16 protein-coding genes and 1 pseudogene are annotated in these 18,376 nt (G+C 69.7%); 7 read left to right on the top strand and 10 right to left on the bottom strand.

Annotated features, from left to right (window positions below; translation table 11 throughout):
• Window positions 1–88: 88 nt before the first annotated feature.
• Window positions 89–2,602 carry a DUF3516 domain-containing protein gene (locus tag ACIGXX_RS03595; RefSeq protein ID WP_361464889.1) on the top strand — a complete coding sequence of 838 codons (2,514 nt, stop codon included), beginning with the start codon at window positions 89–91 and terminating at the stop codon, window positions 2,600–2,602.
• Between the two features lie 59 nt (window positions 2,603–2,661).
• Window positions 2,662–3,567, top strand: coding sequence for an acyl-CoA thioesterase II (locus ACIGXX_RS03590; RefSeq protein WP_351156313.1), 906 nt, complete (start codon window positions 2,662–2,664; stop codon window positions 3,565–3,567).
• Window positions 3,568–3,799: 232 nt separating this feature from the next.
• Here ACIGXX_RS03590 and ACIGXX_RS03585 read toward each other — a convergent pair whose 3' ends face one another.
• The 3 genes from ACIGXX_RS03585 to ACIGXX_RS03575 form a co-directional block, all read right to left on the bottom strand.
• Complete coding sequence (locus ACIGXX_RS03585) at window positions 3,800–4,702, bottom strand: NADP-dependent oxidoreductase (RefSeq protein WP_399972344.1); 903 nt, start codon at window positions 4,700–4,702, stop codon at window positions 3,800–3,802.
• A gap of 72 nt (window positions 4,703–4,774) precedes the next feature.
• Window positions 4,775–7,045 carry an MMPL family transporter gene (locus ACIGXX_RS03580; protein ID WP_399972341.1) on the bottom strand — a complete coding sequence of 757 codons (2,271 nt, stop codon included), beginning with the start codon at window positions 7,043–7,045 and terminating at the stop codon, window positions 4,775–4,777.
• A gap of 173 nt (window positions 7,046–7,218) precedes the next feature.
• On the bottom strand, window positions 7,219–8,226 hold the full coding sequence (locus ACIGXX_RS03575; RefSeq protein WP_351156318.1) for a glycosyl hydrolase: 1,008 nt from the start codon (window positions 8,224–8,226) through the stop codon (window positions 7,219–7,221).
• A 219-nt stretch (window positions 8,227–8,445) separates the two neighbouring features.
• Here ACIGXX_RS03575 and ACIGXX_RS03570 point away from each other — a divergent pair.
• The 3 genes and pseudogenes from ACIGXX_RS03570 to ACIGXX_RS03560 form a co-directional block, all read left to right on the top strand.
• Window positions 8,446–8,920 (top strand): annotated as a pseudogene (locus ACIGXX_RS03570) (glycoside hydrolase family 2 protein); the annotation flags it as partial.
• Window positions 8,917–9,945 (top strand): LacI family DNA-binding transcriptional regulator, encoded by a 1,029-nt coding sequence (locus tag ACIGXX_RS03565; RefSeq protein WP_351156321.1) that lies wholly within the window; start codon window positions 8,917–8,919, stop codon window positions 9,943–9,945. The pseudogene ACIGXX_RS03570 and the gene ACIGXX_RS03565, both read left to right, overlap by 4 nt.
• Window positions 9,946–10,154: 209 nt before the next feature.
• Window positions 10,155–10,661: a tetratricopeptide repeat protein gene (locus tag ACIGXX_RS03560; protein ID WP_351156324.1), complete on the top strand. Its 507-nt coding sequence runs from the start codon at window positions 10,155–10,157 to the stop codon at window positions 10,659–10,661.
• 25 nt (window positions 10,662–10,686) lie between these two features.
• Here the strand turns inward: ACIGXX_RS03560 and ACIGXX_RS03555 are convergent, their stop codons facing one another.
• Window positions 10,687–11,700, bottom strand: a complete 1,014-nt coding sequence (locus ACIGXX_RS03555; RefSeq protein ID WP_399972336.1) for a DUF6397 family protein — start codon at window positions 11,698–11,700, stop codon at window positions 10,687–10,689.
• A 109-nt stretch (window positions 11,701–11,809) separates the two neighbouring features.
• On the bottom strand, window positions 11,810–12,223 hold the full coding sequence (locus tag ACIGXX_RS03550) for a roadblock/LC7 domain-containing protein (RefSeq protein ID WP_351156330.1): 414 nt from the start codon (window positions 12,221–12,223) through the stop codon (window positions 11,810–11,812).
• Window positions 12,224–12,316: 93 nt separating this feature from the next.
• Here ACIGXX_RS03550 and ACIGXX_RS03545 point away from each other — a divergent pair, with 93 nt between their 5' ends.
• Complete coding sequence (locus tag ACIGXX_RS03545) at window positions 12,317–12,745, top strand: PPOX class F420-dependent oxidoreductase (RefSeq protein WP_366462590.1); 429 nt, start codon at window positions 12,317–12,319, stop codon at window positions 12,743–12,745.
• A 22-nt stretch (window positions 12,746–12,767) separates the two neighbouring features.
• On the opposite strand, the gene ACIGXX_RS03540 is transcribed toward ACIGXX_RS03545, so the two are convergent.
• The 5 genes from ACIGXX_RS03540 to ACIGXX_RS03520 form a co-directional block, all read right to left on the bottom strand.
• A complete protein-coding gene (locus ACIGXX_RS03540; protein WP_351156335.1) occupies window positions 12,768–13,373 on the bottom strand; it encodes an ATP/GTP-binding protein in 606 nt (201 codons plus the stop codon).
• Complete coding sequence (locus ACIGXX_RS03535; protein ID WP_351156337.1) at window positions 13,354–13,767, bottom strand: DUF742 domain-containing protein; 414 nt, start codon at window positions 13,765–13,767, stop codon at window positions 13,354–13,356. Before ACIGXX_RS03535 ends, ACIGXX_RS03540 begins: the two co-directional genes overlap by 20 nt.
• A gap of 19 nt (window positions 13,768–13,786) precedes the next feature.
• A complete protein-coding gene (locus ACIGXX_RS03530) occupies window positions 13,787–14,221 on the bottom strand; it encodes a roadblock/LC7 domain-containing protein (protein ID WP_351156340.1) in 435 nt (144 codons plus the stop codon).
• Window positions 14,218–16,767 carry a nitrate- and nitrite sensing domain-containing protein gene (locus ACIGXX_RS03525; RefSeq protein WP_399972331.1) on the bottom strand — a complete coding sequence of 850 codons (2,550 nt, stop codon included), beginning with the start codon at window positions 16,765–16,767 and terminating at the stop codon, window positions 14,218–14,220. Before ACIGXX_RS03525 ends, ACIGXX_RS03530 begins: the two co-directional genes overlap by 4 nt.
• Before the next feature lie 66 nt (window positions 16,768–16,833).
• A complete protein-coding gene (locus ACIGXX_RS03520) occupies window positions 16,834–17,607 on the bottom strand; it encodes an MHYT domain-containing protein (RefSeq protein ID WP_366462592.1) in 774 nt (257 codons plus the stop codon).
• Between the two features lie 151 nt (window positions 17,608–17,758).
• Here ACIGXX_RS03520 and ACIGXX_RS03515 point away from each other — a divergent pair, with 151 nt between their 5' ends.
• Window positions 17,759–18,358, top strand: coding sequence for a class I SAM-dependent methyltransferase (locus ACIGXX_RS03515; RefSeq protein WP_361464913.1), 600 nt, complete (start codon window positions 17,759–17,761; stop codon window positions 18,356–18,358).
• Window positions 18,359–18,376: the final 18 nt, after the last annotated feature.

Below are 18,376 nucleotides of genomic sequence, written 5' to 3'. Positions count from 1 at the left end.
GCCCCGTTGGCGACACAGCGTAGCGTTCGTGATCTTCGTACGGACCGCCGGTTCCCTCATCGGGTGAGAAGGAAGGCAAGATGGGGGTGTGACACTTATTGATCAGCTGCCGCCGGATGCCGACCCCGATGCCCTCTTCGAAGCCTTCTCCTCATGGGCCGAGGACACGGGGATCACTCTCTATCCGGCTCAGGAGGAGGCGCTGATCGAGGTGGTCTCCGGAGCCAACGTGATCTTGTCCACGCCGACCGGCTCCGGAAAGAGCCTGGTCGCGGCAGGTGCGCACTTCACTGCGCTGGCCCAGGACAAGGTCACCTTCTACACGGCTCCGATCAAGGCGCTGGTGTCGGAGAAGTTCTTCGACCTGTGCAAGCTCTTCGGCACCGAGAACGTCGGCATGCTGACCGGCGACGCGTCCGTGAACTCCGACGCCCCCGTCATCTGCTGCACGGCCGAGGTCCTCGCGTCGATCGCGCTGCGGGACGGCAAGAACGCCGACATCGGCCAGGTCGTGATGGACGAGTTCCACTTCTATGCCGAGGGCGACCGCGGCTGGGCCTGGCAGATCCCGATCCTCGAGCTTCCGCAGGCGCAGTTCATCCTCATGTCCGCCACGCTCGGCGACGTCTCGATGTTCGAGAAGGACCTGACGCGCCGCACGGGACGCCCCACCTCCGTGGTCCGCTCCGCGACCCGCCCCGTGCCCCTCTCGTACGAGTACCGCCTGACGCCCATCACGGAGACGCTCACCGAGCTCCTGGAGACCAAGCAGGCGCCGGTCTACATCGTCCACTTCACGCAGGCACAGGCCGTCGAGCGCGCGCAGTCGCTGATGAGCATCAACATGTGCACGCGCGAGGAGAAGGACAAGATCGCCGACCTGATCGGCGGCTTCCGCTTCACCACCAAGTTCGGCCGCAACCTCTCGCGGTACGTGCGCCACGGGATCGGCGTGCACCACGCGGGCATGCTGCCCAAGTACCGGCGCCTCGTCGAGAAGCTGGCGCAGGCCGGTCTCCTGAAGGTCATCTGCGGCACGGACACCCTCGGCGTCGGCGTCAACGTCCCGATCCGTACGGTGCTGTTCACCGCCCTCACCAAGTACGACGGCACGCGCGTGCGGACACTGCGCGCCCGGGAGTTCCACCAGATCGCGGGCCGCGCGGGACGCGCGGGGTTCGACACGGCGGGCCTGGTCGTGGCCCAGGCGCCCGAGCACGTCATCGAGAACGAGAAGGCGCTCAACAAGGCGGGCGACGACCCCAAGAAGCGCCGCAAGGTGGTGCGCAAGAAGGCGCCAGAAGGCTTCGTGGGATGGACCGAGGAGGGGTTCGAGAAGCTCATCAACGCCGAGCCCGAGCCGCTGACCTCCCGCTTCCGCGTCACGCACACCATGCTCCTCGCGGTGATCGCCCGTCCGGGCAATGCCTTCGAGGCGATGCGTCACCTGCTTGAGGACAACCACGAGCCGCGCAAGCAGCAGCTGCGGCATATTCGCCGCGCCATCGCCATCTACCGCTCGCTGCTGGACGGCGGCGTGGTGGAGAAGCTCGACGAGCCGGACGCCTCGGGCCGCATCGTGCGTCTGACGGTCGACCTCCAGCAGGACTTCGCGCTCAACCAGCCGCTGTCGACGTTCGCCCTCGCCGCCTTCGAGCTGCTCGACCCGGAGTCCCCTTCGTACGCCCTCGACATGGTGTCCGTCGTCGAGTCCACGCTCGACGACCCGCGCCAGATCCTGGCCGCCCAGCAGAACAAGGCCCGCGGCGAGGCCGTTGCCGTGATGAAGGCGGACGGCGTCGAGTACGAGGACCGCATGGAGCGGCTCCAGGACATCACGTACCCGAAGCCGATGGAGGAGCTCCTCTTCCACGCGTACAACACCTACAAGACGAGCCACCCGTGGGTCGGCGACCACCCGCTCTCCCCCAAGTCCGTGATCCGTGACATGTACGAACGGGCGCTGACCTTCACGGAGTTCACCTCCTTCTACGAACTCGCCCGCACCGAGGGCATCGTCCTTCGCTATCTGGCGAGCGCGTACAAGGCGCTCGAGCACACCATCCCGGACGACCTGAAGTCCGAGGACCTGGAGGACCTCATCGCCTGGCTCGGCGAGATGGTCCGTCAGGTCGACTCCAGCCTCCTGGACGAGTGGGAGCAGCTCGCCAACCCCGAGGTCATGACCGCCGAGGAGGCCCAGGAGCGCGCCGACCAGGTCAAGCCGGTCACCACCAACCACCGCGCCTTCCGCGTCCTGGTCCGCAACGCGCTCTTCCGCCGCGTCGAGCTCGCCGCCCTCGACCACGTCGACGAGCTGGGCGAACTGGACGCCGATTCCGGCTGGGACGCGGACGCGTGGGGCGCGGCCATGGACAAGTACTGGGACGAGTACGACGATCTCGGCACCGGTCCCGACGCCCGTGGCCCCAAGCTGCTGCTCATCGAGGAGGACCCGGAGCACGGTCTGTGGCGCGTCCGGCAGACGTTCGCCGACCCGAACGGCGACCATGACTGGGGTATCAGCGCGGAGGTCGATCTCGCGGCCTCCGACGAGGAAGGCCTCGCCGTCGTCCGGGTCACCGACGTCGGCCAGCTCTGACCTCTGACGCCGACACCGAGCGCACCGAGCTTCCCCCGGACAGGAGTCGAGGAACCGCCATGAACAATCCCGCCGACCGTCTTGTCGACCTGCTGGACCTGGAGCAGATCGAGCTCAACATCTTCCGTGGCCGCAGCCCTGAGGAGTCCCTTCAGCGGGTGTTCGGCGGGCAGGTCGCCGGGCAGGCCCTGGTGGCGGCCGGGCGCACCACCGAGGGCGAGCGCCCGGTGCACTCGCTGCACGCTTACTTCCTGCGGCCCGGCCGTCCGGGCGTGCCGATCGTGTACCAGGTCGAGCGGGTGCGGGACGGGCGCTCGTTCACCACGCGCCGGGTCACCGCGGTCCAGCAGGGCCGCACCATCTTCAACCTCACCGCTTCCTTCCACCAGCCCGAGGAAGGCGCGTTCGAGCACCAGCTGCCGCCGCGCATCACGGCCCCCGACCCCGAGTCGCTGCCGACGGTCGCCCAGGAGATCACCGAGCACCTGGGCGAGCTCCCCGAGGCTCTTGAGCGCATGGCCAGACGCCAGCCCTTCGACATCCGCTACGTGGACCGGCTGCGCTGGACGCCCGAGGAGATCAAGGACGCCGAGCCGCGCAGCGCGGTGTGGATGCGCGCGGTCGGCCCGCTCGGCGACGATCCCCTCGTCCACACCTGCGCGCTGACGTACGCGAGCGACATGACGCTCCTGGACGCCGTGCGCATCCCGGTGGAACCGCTGTGGGGTCCACGCGGCTTCGACATGGCCTCGCTGGACCACGCCATGTGGTTCCACCGTCCCTTCCGCGCGGACGAGTGGTTCCTCTACGACCAGGAGTCCCCGATCGCCACGGGCGGCCGCGGTCTGGCGCGCGGCCGTATCTACGACATCGAGGGCAGGCTGCTGGTCTCGGTCGTACAGGAGGGGCTCTTCCGGGCCTATGGGGAGCGGCACATGGACGGGCGCCCGTCGACTGGGGCGTGAGCGAGGGGGTCGTGAGCGGCGGGTCCGTGAGCGGCGGGCCGGGAGCGAGGGGTTCGTGAGCGGCGGGCCGGGAACGAGGGGTTCGTGAGCGGCGGGCCGGGAGCGGCAAGGATCGTCGAGCGAGGAGGCGGGCCGGGAGCGACGGGGTCTCGTGGTCCCGTCGGCCCGGCCAGCCCTGTCAGCCTCGCCAGTCCTGTCAGTCCCGCCAGTCCCGCCAGTCCCGTCAGTCCCGTCAGCCGACCAGCAGCACGAGCTTCCCTCGCGCCTGACCGTCCTCCATGACGCGGTGCGCCTTCGCGACCTCGGCGAGCGGGAAGGTCCGCGCGACCGGGAGCGAGAAGCGCCCGGCCTCGATCAGCCCGCCGACATCGGCGAGCGCGTGCAGCGCGCGGCCGTCGTCCCCGCGGCTGAACGTCACCCCGTACTGCTGCGCACCGGCGAAATCGGCGATCGTCACCACGTGCTCCGGGCCGCCCACGAGGCCGATGAGGTCGGGCAGGACACCGCTCCCGGCGACGTCGAGCGCCCTGTCGACGCCCTTGGGCGCGAGCGCACGCACCCGCTCGACGAGACCCTCTCCGTAGGCGACGGGCTCGGCTCCCAGGGAGCGGAGGTAGTCGTGGTTCGCGGGACTCGCCGTGCCGATCACGCGCGCACCCCGCACCACGGCGAGCTGGACCACGGCGCTGCCCACGCTTCCGGAGGCTCCGCTGACAAGCAGCTGGCTGCCGCTCTGGACGCCGAGCCGGTCGAGCGCGCGCGTGGCCGTTTCGACGGCGGCCAGCAGCCCGGCCGCGCCGGCGAAGTCGAGGGAGGGCGGGATCGGCGCGTAGTGGGACAGCACCACCAGCTCGGCCTGGGCCGCTTCCGTGGCGGAGAAGCCGAACACGCGATCGCCGACGGCCACGTCCGCGACGCCCTCGCCGAGTTCGTCGACCACGCCCGCCGCCTCGTGGCCCATGGTCTGCGGAAGCTCCTGATCCATCAGGCCCCTGCGCTTCTTCCCGTCGCTCGGATTGACGCCGGCCGCGCGCACCGCGATCCGGATCTGTCCGGGCCCCGGATGCGGGTCGGGGAGATCCACGACCTCAAGGACCTCCGGGTCCCCGAAGTGCTCGAAACGGGCCGCCTTCATGGTTCACTCCGATCTCGGCAGTCTCCTGGCTCACCATCGCCGCTCGCGGCCCACTGCCCGTGAGCGATTGTGTCAGCCCGGCTTCCTGACCGGGCGCGCCTGCTCGCCCTCGCTCTCGCCCTCGGCGTCGATGTGCGGGAGCAGCCGGTCCATCCAACGAGGCGCCCACCAGGCCGACTTGCCCAAGAGGGTCATGGCCGCGGGCACCAGCAGCAGGCGGACCACGGTGGCGTCGATGAGGACGCTGGCGGCGAGGCCCAGCCCCAGCATCTTCACGACGATGTTGTCGCTGAGGATGAACGCGGCGAAGACACTCACCATGATCAGTGCGGCGCAGGTGATCACGCGTGCGGTGATCTCCAGTGCGTGGGCGACGCTCGCTCTGGCATCCCGGGTGCGCAACCAGGCCTCGTGGACCCGGGAGAGCAGGAAGATCTCGTAGTCCATGCTCAGTCCGAAGACGATCGCGAACATCATCATCGGTACGTAGCTCTCGATCGGCACCTTCCCCGAGACCCCGAGTGCGGGGCCGCCCCATCCCCACTGGAAGACGGCCACGACGACCCCGTACGAGGCGGCGATCGACAGCACGTTGAGCACCGCGGCCTTGACCGCGACGAGCAGCCCGCGGAACACGACCAGGATGACGAGGAAGGCCAGGGCCACGACCACCGCGATGATCAGTGGCAGCTTCTGGGAAACGATCTCCAGGAAGTCGGCCTGCGCGGCGGTCGTCCCGGTGACATACGTGCTCGCCTTCGTCCCGGAAACCGCTTGCGGCAGCACGTCGTCGCTCAGATTCTCGTGCAGGTCGGTGGTCCGCTCGTCCTGCGGAGCTGCCACGGAATAGGCCGTGGAGATCAGGACGTCGCCGTCCGACGTGGCCTGGAGCGGGGTGATCGCCGCCGCGTCGGGTACGCCGGTGAGCGCCTTCTGCGCCTGGCTGGCCAGCGCCGCCCTGTCCGACTGCGGCACCTCGCTCTGGTCGATGACCAGGGTCATCGGGCCGTTCGAACCGGGTCCGAAGGCGGACGACATCAGATCGAAGGCGCGCCGGTCGGTGAAGGACTTCGGGTCCGCCCCGTCGCCGATGTGCCCGAGCTGGATGAAGAAGACCGGGACCGACAGGACGGCGAGCACGAGGGCCCCGCCAATGAAGAACCACCAGGGACGTCGCTCCACGCGCTGGGCGTATCGGTGCCAGCCGCCCTGGGAGGCCGCGCCCGTCGTGGTGTCCGTCTCGGCGATCGGGGTCCGCACCCGGAGCTTGTCGATCCGCCGTCCGATCAGTCCCAGCAGCGCGGGCACCAGGGTCAGCGCGCCGAGCACCGCCGTGACGACGGTGACCGCGGCGGCCAGGCCCAGCTTGCCGATGAACGAGATCCCGGAGACCCACAGGCCGGACAGGGCGATGATCACCGTGCAGCCGGAGACGAGTACCGCCCGGCCGCTGGTCGCCGTCGCGTGTCCCGCCGCCGTGAACGGGTCCTGGCCCAGGAGATTCTGCCGGTGGCGGGTGACCAGGAAGAGGGCGTAGTCGATCCCGACGCCGATTCCAATCATCGTGGCCAACGTCGGGGAGACCGTGGCGAAGGTGAAGGCCGACGCGAGCAGGCCCAGGCAGGCCAGGCCGCAGACCACGCTGATCAGTGCCGTCACCAGGGGCAGCAGCGCGGCCAGCACACTGCCGAAGCCGATCAGCAGGACCACGATCGCCACACCGAATCCGATGGCCTCGCTCGTCAGGTCGTTCGGCTCCGGCCGGGCCAGCTCGCCAAGCGGACCTCCGTACTCCACTTCGACACCGGCGGCACGCAGCGGCTGCACCGCCTTGTCGACGCCGTCCAGATAGCCGTCGCCGAGGGTGGAGGGCTGCACGTCGAAGCGGACGGTGATGTAGCCCGTCTTTCCGTCGGAGGACAGCGGCCCGAGGTTCGGCGTCCCGGCGGGCTGCTGCTGCGCGGGCAGCGGGCTCTGCGCGGACAGCACGTGGGGAAGCTTCTGCAGGCTGCTGACGGCCGAGCTCACCTGGTCGCTCTCGTCGCTGAGTGGCTTGTCGGCGTCGTGCAGGACGACCTGGGCGCTGTAACCGCCGGCTGCGGGCTCGTGTGTCTGAAGGACGTCGAGGCCCGCCTGCGACTGGGTGCCGGGCAGGGAGAAGTCGTCGGAGTACTCACCGCCGTAGGCGTGGTTCAGGACCTGTAGCCCAACCAGGGCGGCCAGCCACACCACGATGACGATCACGCAGTGACGGGCGCACCACTGCCCTGTCCGCCGGAGGCGACCCTGCTGTGAGGGTGAGTCGGTCGGCCGTGGCTCGTGCGGCCCATGTGGCACAGACATGCTCGCTCCCGGAGGCATCAGTCCTCTCGGATTCAACTCAACGGCAGCGCTGTCGGCACCCAGGGCAGGGGAAACGGGTGACGGCTCGGCGTTCCGCCGGGCGGGGGCGCGCGCGATGCGGGAACGGGGCTCGGGAGATCCGGCCCCGGTCCCGCACGCAGGAAGGTGGTTCCCTACGTCGGGGCGCCGCTCCGGGCTACCGGGAGCTTCACCTCACCCTGGTTGAGAACACGTGGGTGGAAGTAGCAGGCCTGGATCTCGGCGTTGGTGTTGTTCCCTTTCAGCTGCTCCGACCAGATCATGAAGTACGACCAGCGGGTCTGGCTGTTGAGCAGTGCGGCATTGGGGACCTTGCCCATCTCCGCCAGGGCGATCGGCTTGCTGCCCGCGATGCTCTGGAGCTGCTGGTAGTCGGACGAGCTCGGGTGGTTCTTGTACCAGACGTCGAGCGACGCGACATCGACGTAGCTGTCCCCCGGGTAGTAACTGGACCAGCCGCCCTCCGGGTTGTCCTGCACGTTCCACACCCAGATGAGATTGTCCAGGCCCTTGCCCGCGAGGTAGTCGTGGGTGATGCGGTAGAGCCGTGCACCACCGTTCGCACCCGGTCGGTGACCCCACCAGTTCCACTGTTCGTTCATCTCGTGCAGCGGCCGGAACAGCACGGGCACTCCTGCCGCCTTCAACTGCTGGAGGTAGGGGACGACCTCGTCCAGACGGCGCTTCCACGCGTTGTTCAGCGCCGTGCCGTCGGTGACGACCTGGGAGAACTGGGCGTCGGTGATGCGTGATTTGACGCCGCCCTCGAACTCGCAGGAGCTGCCCATGGTCGGCGGGCAGACGTGCCAGGTCAGCGACACGAGCGAGCCGTTGGCCCACTCCGTCTTCGCCTGATCGACGATCCGCTGTCGGTTGGCGACGTCCTCGGCCCGGAACATCAGATCCCCGCCCCACAAGCCCGGGTACTGCCCGGTGACGTCCTTGACCTGCTGGGTGTACTGGCCCGGGTTGCCGGCGGGTTCCTTGTTGTGCTGGCCGGACACGATCCCCGATCCCGTGATGGAGCGCAGGTAATTGATCACCTGCTGCTTGGAACTACTGGGGAACGCCTGTGCGTCGGGGGTGAGGCACAGCGCCAGGAGTGCGGCGGTGAGCATCGCGATGACGCGTTTTCTACGCATGGGAAAGCCCCTCTGTCGGGGATGCGAGACCGGAGCGGCCCGCGGTCGAGCGCACACTCTGCCCACCGGAGACAACGTCGTCTAGATGTCTGTCAATTTAAGTAAAGGTTTAGCAATCTAGGACTGATGCCTTTGGCTTACTGGTTGTAGAAAACTGGACCGGTCTATGGACGAGCTCCAGAATTCCTGTCTAGGTTGTGCGCCAAGGCCAGCGGTCCCAACCAAGCCGGCGCCATCGCCACCGGCATCGAGCACCGGCGCTCCCACTGGCCGCGCTGCGCGGGCACCGTCGCCTGGCAGCTCAACGACTGCTGGCCGGTCTGGCCGAGACGACCGTCGCGGTACGGCCGCCGGGCGCTCGGTCGCGTGCGCGGACGTCCCCGACGAGCTGCTGCCCGATGCCGGGGCGGACAAGGAGGTCGCGTATCCCGTTCCCGCCGATGAGGCCGATGAGGTGGACGTGGTCCGGCACAAGGATAGGGTCGATGTCGTGGTAACTGCCCGCACGCTGCTGCGTGACCTGCTGCTTCAGGCCGACCGACTCGCGCCGACGGCCATTGCGGACCGAGGACTTGTGACGCTGCTGCCCGGTGAGAGCGTGACCATCGGTGTAAGCGGCTGGACTCCGGCCTCTGATCGCACACACAACCTCGCCGCCGTCGAGGCAGCCCTGTTCGCGGTGGAGCCCGCATGAGTGAGCAGAGGCTGACCATCCGGGACGTCGCCGCCCGCGCCGGGGTTTCACGGGCTGCCGTATCGCTGGCGTTCAACGACAAACCAGGGGTGTCGGAGGCGACGCGGGCCCGGATCATGGAGGTCGCCCGGTCGATGGGCTGGGAGCCGAACCGCTCGGCGCGAGCGCTGAACAAGCAAGGGACGGGAACGATCGGGCTCGCGATCAGCCGCCCCGCACGTCAACTCGGCCTCGAACCCTTCTACATGGAGTTCATCTCCGGCCTGGAAAGCGTCCTGTCCAACCAGTCGAGCGCCCTGCTCCTGCGCCTGGTGAAGAGCCTGGACGAGGAGATCGAGCTCCAGCGCCACTGGTGGCGGTCCGGGCAGATCGCCGGCTCCGTCCTGGTCGACTTCCGTGAGCACGACCCGCGCGTACCCGTGCTCTCTCAGCTCGGGATGCCCGTGGTCGCCGTCGCCCACCCTTCTCTGACAGGGCCGTTCACCTCGCTGTGGACCGACGACACCACGGCCGTCACTGAGGCGGTGCGCTATCTCGCCGCCCTGGGCCACCGGTCCATCGCCCGGGTCGGCGGGGCGGCCGAGCTGGGGCACAGCGTGATGCGCGGCGCCGCCTTCACCGCGGCCATGGCCGACCTGGGGCTCCCGGAGGGGCGCCAGCTGGCCACGGACTTCTCCGGAGAGGCCGGGGCCCGGGCCACGCGCTCGCTGCTCGCCGCGGCCGAGCGGCCCACGGCGATCATCTACGACAACGACTTGATGGCCGTCGCAGGGCTGTCGGTCGCCGCCGAGATGGGCCTGCGGGTGCCCTCCGACATCTCCCTCCTGGCCTGGGACGACTCGCAGCTGTGCGAGCTGACCCACCCGACACTCTCCGCCATGAGCCACGACATCCACGCCTTCGGCGCCGATGTCGCCCGTGCTCTCTACGAGGTCCTGTCCGGCAAGCGCGTCGCCCCTCACCAGGTCCCCACGCCCACGCTCACGCCACGGGGTTCCACGGGCCCGCCACCGAGACGTCAGTAGCTGCCGCAGCCGTTCGCGGGCCTTCAGGAGCAGCCGGGTCCCGCCGGGTTGTCCGGAGGGGGTTCGTTCGGTTCGTTCGGTTCGTTGGGTTCGTTGGGTTCGTTGGGTTCGTTGGGTTCGCTCCAGGCAGGATGACATTCGTGCCTCCGATCGCTTCGGACAGGGCAGAGAACAGAGAGAGTGATGGGGCAGCGATGAGGGATGACGACATGACCGGGAACCGCGACCACCTGCTCGCCGAGGCCGTGCGACTTCGCGAGGGCGGTCGCCGCGAGGAGGCACGGCAGCGACTGCTCGCCCTGTGCGAGCAGTTCCCCACGGACCCGGAGGTGGCTTACCAGACCGCGTGGGTGCACGACGCACTCGGCCTGGAGGCCGAGGCGGTGCCGCATTACGTACGCGCGGTCGAGGGAGGCGCGGGGTCGGGCCTTTCTCCTGATGACCGCCGGGGAGCCCTTCTCGGTCTGGGCAGCACCTATCGCGTCCTCGGCCGGTATCCGGAGGCCGTCGTGACCTTGGGTGACGCGGTGGCCGAATTCCCCGACGACGCCGCTCTCAAGACCTTTCTGGCCATGGCGCTCTACAACACCGGCCGTGCACACGACGCCATGGAGATCCTGCTGACCGTGCTCGCCTCCACGAGCCAGGACCCGGACATCGTCAGCTACCGGCCCGCGATCGAGCACTATGCGAAGGATCTCGACGCGACGGAGTAGGCGACCTCCTCGCCCGTCTGCCCGGTCACGTTCCCCTCCGGCGCAGCCACTTGAGCAGGCCACGCGGCTCCGATGCCTGCTCTCGCGGCTCTTCCTCGGGCAGTGCGGCGGGGAGTCCGGTACGTGTCGCCTCGCGATCGGGCGAGGGGTGAGGGCTCGGCCGAGCATCGAGTTCTGCCTGAGGACCGGAAGCGGGCTCCGGCGCAGAGTCCACCGGCCCCGGGCCAGGCCCCGGCTTTGGCCCGGGCCTGGGTGCCGGGCGGTGTCCCCGGGCCTGGGAGAGGCTGATGGTGAGGTTCGCCCGCAGCCAGCGGATCTCGTCGGGGTCGTCCGCGGTCGTGATCTTCTGAATGATCCGTACCGCCGGTGACTCGGGTGCGCCTTGTCCGAAGGGCTCGGGCACGAGCCTACGTACATAGGCGCGTTCGTACGGATCCTTGATGATCTCCGCGATCTGCACCGGGTCGAGCAGCGAGGCCACGGCCGCGGCACGCTCCCAGGGGTCGTCGGACTGCCGCAACAGCGCTCCCGCGTGGCGGCCCCGCCAGTTCCGTGCCCTGAGATCGACGCCCGCCTCCAGTTGGGCGCGAATCGTGCTCGGGGCTCGGCCGGTGAGCAGACCGGCGTGGACCTCGGCCTCGGCGAACTGCGTCAGTTCCTCGGCCAGATAGAGCCAGACCACGGCTCGATAGCGGTTGAGGTAGAACTTCACCGGGGTGACGAAGCCCGCGCGGGTCAGCCGGGTGAACCGGGCCGTGGAAATGTCCATGAGAGCCGCGCCCTCGGTGGTCCCCACGGCTCTGATGCGCTCCACCCATGCCTCGGGAAAGCCCTCCGCGGCACGGACACGCTCGATCTCCTCGCGTGTGACGCGGCGACACCCGCCCACGGTGTCGCTGACGGTGCGGATGCGCCCCAGCATCACGGCGAGCTCGAACTCGCCGCGTTTCAGTCCCAGTTCCCGTGCCGCGCGGCTCTGCGTGACCGTGGTCTGCGCTGCCGTGTCGGCGGCTTCTTGCGTGATCGTGTGACCTGTCATGGTGGTTCTCCCCCGTGAGGCGTCTTTGCTCTCGGGAAAACCGTAGCGCGATCACCGCAACCCGCGCCGAGCCTGTGGATAACTCTCGCAGCCTCGATGTTCCAGCAGGTCAGAGGTCTACGACCGGTGTCCTCTCCGGCTGTCGGGCGCCCACGCCGAGATGCTCACCGACACGATTGACGAGGAGTGTCATCTCGTACGCGACCTGACCGATGTCCGCCTCCGCGGAGCTGAGGACGCACAGGCAGCTGCCGTCGCCGGCCGCGGTGACGAACAGGACCGCGTCGTCGAATTCGATCATCGTCTGGCGCACGGCACCCGCCCGGAAGTGGCGTCCGGAGCCCTTGGCCAAGCTGTGCAGACCGGATGAGACCGCGGCCAGATGTTCCGCGTCCTCCCGCTTCAGTTCCGAGCTCGCGCCGGTCACCAGGCCGTCGTTGGACAGCACCAGCGCGTGCCGCACGGACTCCATGCGCTTGGTCAAGTCGTCGAGCAGCCAACCGAGCCCCGTGTTCTGCACCATGTTCCCGTCTCCCCGCCTTCTGTTCCCCCTGGCTGGAGGAACTGACCTGCCAGCCTTCCCCACCGGCGGCGCCCCGGCAAGCATGATGGGGACATGGCACAGAAGATGACCGAGGACCAGTGGCGGGCTTTCGTCTCCCAGGGCACCCGCACCGGCAAACTGTCGACCGTCCGAGCGGACGGCAGCCCACATATCGCACCGATCTGGTTCCTCTTGGACGGGGACGAGTTGGTGTTCAACACCGGGGCGGAAACCGTCAAGGGGCGGAATCTGGCGCGGGACGGGCGTGTCGCCCTGTGCGTGGACGACGACAAGCCGCCGTTCGCGTTCGTGGTCCTGCAGGGACAGGCCCGACTGAGCGAGGATCTCGACGAAGTGCGGCACTGGGCGACACGGCTCGGCGCCCGCTACATGGGTGAGGGGCGCGCCGAGGAGTTCGGCGAGCGCAATGGCGTGCCCGGCGAGCTCCTCGTGCGCGTCAGGATCGACAAGGTGGTCGCGCGCGGCGCCGTCTCCGACTGACGCCGCAGACCACCGTCCGACCTCAGCCCACGGTGTCGAGCAGCCGGGCGGTATGCATCCGCCCGGCGTACTCGACCAGGCGTATCAACACCTCCTTTCCCGAATCGCGGTCCCGTGCGTCGCACAGCACCACGGGGGTTCCGCGGTCGAGGTCCAGGGCCCGTGACACTTCGTGCGCACCGTACGTACGCGCGGTCGCGAAGCAGTTGACGGCCACGACGAACGGGATGTGCCGGTGCTCGAAGTAGTCGACGGCGGGGAAGCAGTCCTCGAGCCGTCGGGTGTCCGCGAGGACGACGGCTCCGAGCGCGCCCTGGGACAACTCGTCCCACAGGAACCAGAAACGGTCCTGCCCCGGCGTACCGAAGAGGTACAGCGACAGGCCCGATCTGATGGTGATGCGGCCGAAGTCCATGGCGACGGTCGTCGTGGTCTTGCGGTCGACTCCGCCGGTGTCGTCCACCGACTGGCCCGCCTCGCTGAGCAGTTCCTCGGTACGAAGCGGGCGGATTTCGCTGACCGCGCCGACGAGGGTGGTCTTGCCCACCCCGAAGCCGCCCGCGACCAGAATCTTCAACGCCATGGCGGTCGTGTCGCCGCCGTCGACGTCAGAGCGCTCGGAGCCCATCGATCACCTCTCGCAGGATCTTCTCGTCGGGCAGCTGTGCGGGTGGCACGGGTCGGCTCACCTTCACGCAGCCCATTTCCAGCAGGTCTCCGAGCAGCACCCTGACCACGCCCACGGGCAGATCGGCGTCGGCCGCCAGTTCGGCCACCGACTGGGTCTCGGTGCGGCACAGCTCGATGAGCGACCGGTGTTCCGGTCCGAGCGCGGTGTCGTCCCCGGGGCCGGGCGCGTTCGCGTCCAGCGTGACCAGTGCGATCAGGTCGAAGTGCTCTCCGCCGGGGCCCGGTTGGGTCCGCCCGCCCGTCATCGCGTAGGGGCGGACCAGGGGCCCGGCCTCGTGGTCGTACCACTGGCTGCCGGCGTCGCGCGGGACGCCGCTCCTGTCCTCGGTCATCTGTGTCGACCGCCCTGTGTCATCCGGCGGCCGGTGGCTGCGCCGCGAAGCGCGGTGGCGTGTAGAGATGCTCGCCCACCCGCTTGACCAGGCGTGCCATCTCATAGGCGACCAGGCCGATGTCGGCCGTCACGGAGCTGAGTACGGCGAGGCAGGAGCCGTCGCCCGCCGCGGCCACGAACAGGAAGCCGTCGTCCATCTCGACCATGGTCTGGCGCACGCCTCCGGCCCCGAAGTGCCTTCCCGCGCCCTTGGCGAGGCTGTGGAATCCTGAGGCCACCGCGGCGAGGTGCTCGGCGTCCTCGCGGCTGAGGGCGGTCGACGCGCCGACGGCGAGTCCGTCGTTCGACAGCACCACGGCATGCCGTACCTCGCCGACGCGCAAGACCAAGTCATCCAGCAGCCAGTCGAGTTCGCCGGACCGGCCGGCGGTGATGCTCTGATCCTGGATCATGCGTGGTCTCCTTCGGTGCTGTCACTGGCCGGTGCGGGCCCTGGAATGTCGGGGACCGCGCCGACGATGCCCGGTCGGCGTCCGCCGCCTCGGGTCCAGCCGTCGCGGTAGGCGGCCATGCGGTCCCGTACCGCTTCGGGGCTGCGTTCGGTGTCTGCGCGGACGCTCACGGAACCGGCCGCGTCGTCGGTGTGCCGCTCGCGCAGTTGGGGGGCCAGGCTGGCCTGGCGCACGCGGCGCGGGAGGTCGTCCGAAGGCTCCGGGGCACTGTCGGGTCCCGTGTCCGGGGGTTTGTGCAGGCGGAGTGCGGTGACGCCTGGGGGCGTGGTCTCCGGAGGTTCCGCCGAGGCGGACAGTGCGGGGCGGGCGGTCGGGGCAGGAACGGAGTTTCCGTTCAGCGGCGCGGTGTCGGGCACGCGCGCGTGCGCGTCCTGCTTGCGGTCACGTTCCATGGTGTGGGCTCCGGGGCTCTCCGGTGTGGTGCTCTGCAGCAGTGCTGTGGGGAGGAGGACGACCGCGGTGGTCCCGCCGTAGGGGGACGTGCGAAGGTGCACTTTGACCCCGTGTCGCGCGGCGAGCCTGCTGACCACGAAGAGTCCCAGTTGGTCGCTGTCGAACAGGTCGAGCGCTTCGGACTGCTCGATGCGGCGGTTGGCCTCGGCCAGGGTCTCCGCGCCCATTCCAAGGCCGCGGTCCTCGATCTCCAGGGCGTAGCCGTTGCCTACCGGTTCGCCGTTGACCCGCACCTTGGTGTGGGGCGGCGAGAACTGGGCCGCGTTCTCGACGAGTTCGGCCAGGAGGTGGGTGAGGTCGGCGACGGCCGTGCCGACGACCGCGGCGGCGGGAAGTTGCCGTACCTCCACGCGCGCGTAGTCCTCGACTTCGGAGACGGCCGCTCGGACGACGTTCGTCAGGGAGACGGGCATGCGCCAGGCGCGCCCCGGTGCGGCGCCGGAGAGGATGATCAGACTTTCGGCGTGCCGCCTCATCCGGGTGGTGAGGTGGTCGAGCCGGAAAAGGTCGCTGAGTTCGTTCGGGTCGTCCGACCTTCGCTCCATGCTGTCGAGGAGGCTGAGCTGACGGTGCACGAGAACCTGGCTCCTGCGGGCGAGGTTGACGAAGACTCCTGAGATGCCGCTGGCGAGTTCCGCGCGTTCGATGGCGGCGTGCAGGGCCGCCCTGTGCACCGTGCCGAGCGCTTCGTAGACCTGCCCCGTCTCGTCCTCCGCGGGTGGACCGGGTGGCGCTTCGGCGTGAATGTCGATCTCCTCGCCGGCCCGCAACCTCCGCATGGCGTGCGGGAGTTTGTGGCGGGCGATCTCCAGGGCTCCGTTGCGCAGGCTCACCAGCTCGACGACCAGGCCTCGCCCGATGCGTACGGAGATGACCAGCGAGGCGGCGACGGCCACGAGGCCGAGCAGTACGGCGGCGCCTGCCGGGGTGAGCAACCCTCGGGTGAACGGGTCGGCCCGGTCGGCCGCGCTGCGGCTCGCGCCCGCGTCGATCGCGCGAAGTCCGTCCCGCACCGCCGCATGGGAGCTGTCCCACTTGGCGGCCGATGCCGCGTCGGCGGCTTCGCGGCCGGGCGGTGCGACGAGCACCTTGTCCTCGACGGCGCGCACGTCGGCGTACGCACTCCCCTCCACGAGGTCCTGCCAGGCTGCTCGCTCGGGTCCGCGAAGATCCGCCACCGCCGTGTCGGTCAGGGTTCGCCGGGTGTCGACGGCTCCGGTGAACTGGCGCAGTCGTTCGCCGTCCAGGGAACCGTCGAGCCGGGCGCTGGACAGGACGACGTCCTCGCGTGCCAGCATCTCGGCGGCCCTGGAGAATTCGAGCAGCACGCGCGCGTGGGAGCCGAGTTCGGAGTCCTGGATGCCGGTGAGGGCGCCGCCGACTCCGAAGGCAGCCGAAATGGTCTTCGTGTACTGGCCGTAGGTCGCGTCCCAGCCCGTGCGGCGGTCGAGCACGTCGGCGCGCACCGTGCTCAGGTCCTCGGCTGCGAGGAGGAACGTTTCGAGCCGGGACTCCACGCCGGTGGGCAGATCCGCGCCGTCGGCGACCGTCCGGCCCTCACCGCGGCGCAGTTTCGCCAGCGCGCGGTCCGTGTGGCCCGCCTGCCTCTGGAGGGCGCTGTCACGGGTGGGCGTGGGTTCGGTCGCGTAGCGCACGGCCGCCACTCGCTCGGCCTGCAGCGCGGCGATGGCCGTGTCGACGGGACCGCGCACCTGGGCGTCGGCACGCTGCAACTGACGCAGGTGCGCCACGTCCTGGGCCGTGGTGACCGTGGCGTACCCCCACAGCGCGAGCAGGGAGACGACCGGCACCATCAGCAGGCACACGATCTTGGCTCGTACGGTGCGGGGGCGTGGCCACCTCGACCGCCCGCGCGCGGACGGTGTCGGCGGCGCGGGCTCCGGTGGGGCCTTTGCGTCGGGCCGTTCGTCGGCGGGTGGTCCCGCGTGTGCGCGGCGACCACGTGCCGGGGCCCCGGGCTGCGGCGGCACCGTGCCGTCGGCCGGGTCGGGGGTCCTACGGGGTGTGCGCATGGCCTCCTCGCTCGGAAAGATGTCGGGGCGTGTGCCCGCCCGGCCGTGGCCGGTCCGGGTACGCCGTTATCGGGCGGCGCGCTGCACCGGTCGCTGGGCCGCCACGGAGGCCTCACGCTCCCCCGAGGTCGGGGAGAGCGCGACGAACGCCGAGGTCAGGAAGAGATAGGACCCGAGGCCGACCGCGAGGGGGAAGATGAACTGCATGGTCGTGGCCCCGGGCAGTGCCGCACCGGACTCGGTGACCCGCACGCTCACGGCCAGCATTCCGGTGTAGTGCATGCTGCTCACCGCCCCGCCCATGACGAGCGACGCGACGGCGACCGCGAGAGGCGACTTGATGTTGAGCGCCGCCCACAGCGCCGCGGTCGCCGCGACGACGGCGATGACCACGGAGAGACCGACCAGCACCGGGTCGTAGCGCACGTCGCCGTGCAGTCGCAGCGCGGCCATGCCCAGGTAGTGCATGCTCGCGACGCCGAGCCCGGTGGTCAGCCCGCCGAGCGCGAGCGCACGCCCGCGGTCACGGCCGTAGCCGACGGCGAAGACGCCGGCTCCGACGACGGCCATCGCGACGATCAGACTGAGGATCGTCAGGGGCACGTTGTAGTGGATCTCGGTGCCGGTGACCCCGAAGCCGAGCATGGCCACGAAGTGCATCGTCCAGATGCCGGTGCCGATGGCGGAGGCCGCGGTGATGAGCCAGTTGCGGCGCGAGGTGCCCGTGGCGCCGAGCGCACGGACGGTGCAGCGCAGCCCGAGGGCGGCGCCTATACAGGCCATCGCGTACGACAGCACGGGGGTCAGCCAGCCGAAGGCGGCGTGGTCCAGGTGTCCCATGGCTCCGGGACGCTAGTCCGGGCAGGGGCGCACAACGGGGGCGCAGTTCGAAAGCTGCTGGAATCTGACAGAGAGAGGATCCTGAACGATCGCATGACGCTCGAACGTGTGCCCCCAACGCGCATGCACGTCGTTGAGCAATCATGGCCACATGAGCGATGACCACACGCGTGTCCGTGACTTCTTCTCCGCCCGAGCGGCCGACTGGGACAGCCGGTTCCCCGACGACGGGCCCGCCTACCGGGCCGCCGCGTCCGAGCTCGGCCTGCGCCCCGGCGGTCGTGTCCTCGACGCCGGGTGCGGCACCGGGCGGGCGCTGCCCGCGCTCAGGGAGGTCGTGGGGCCTTCCGGAGTCGTGCTCGGGGTCGATCTGACTCCCGCCATGCTGGAGACCGCCACGCGGGCGGGCAGGGACCGCGAAGGGCGGCTCCTGCTCGCTGACGTGACCCGGCTTCCGTTGCGGGGCGCGTCGCTCGATGCCGTGTTCGGCGCGGGCCTGATCTCCCATCTGCCCGATCCGGCCGAGAATCTGCGGGAGTTGAGGCGCGTGGTGCGTCCCGGAGGGACCCTCGCCCTGTTCCACCCCATCGGCCGGGCGGCGCTCGCGGCGCGGCAGGGCCGTCAGATCACCCCGGACGATCTGCGGGCCGAGGAGAACCTCCGCCCGCTGCTCGCCGCTTCGGGATGGAGCATGACTTCGTACGTCGACGAGGACGCGCGGTTCCTCGCAATGGCCGTACGGGAGGACTGAGCCGCAAGCCCAACCAAA

The sequence above is a fragment of the Streptomyces sp. NPDC055243 genome (assembly GCF_044544025.1).
Lineage (GTDB): Bacteria > Actinomycetota > Actinomycetes > Streptomycetales > Streptomycetaceae > Streptomyces.
The sequence above is the reverse complement of the archived record's forward strand: the minus strand, read 5'-3'. Positions and strand labels throughout refer to the sequence as shown.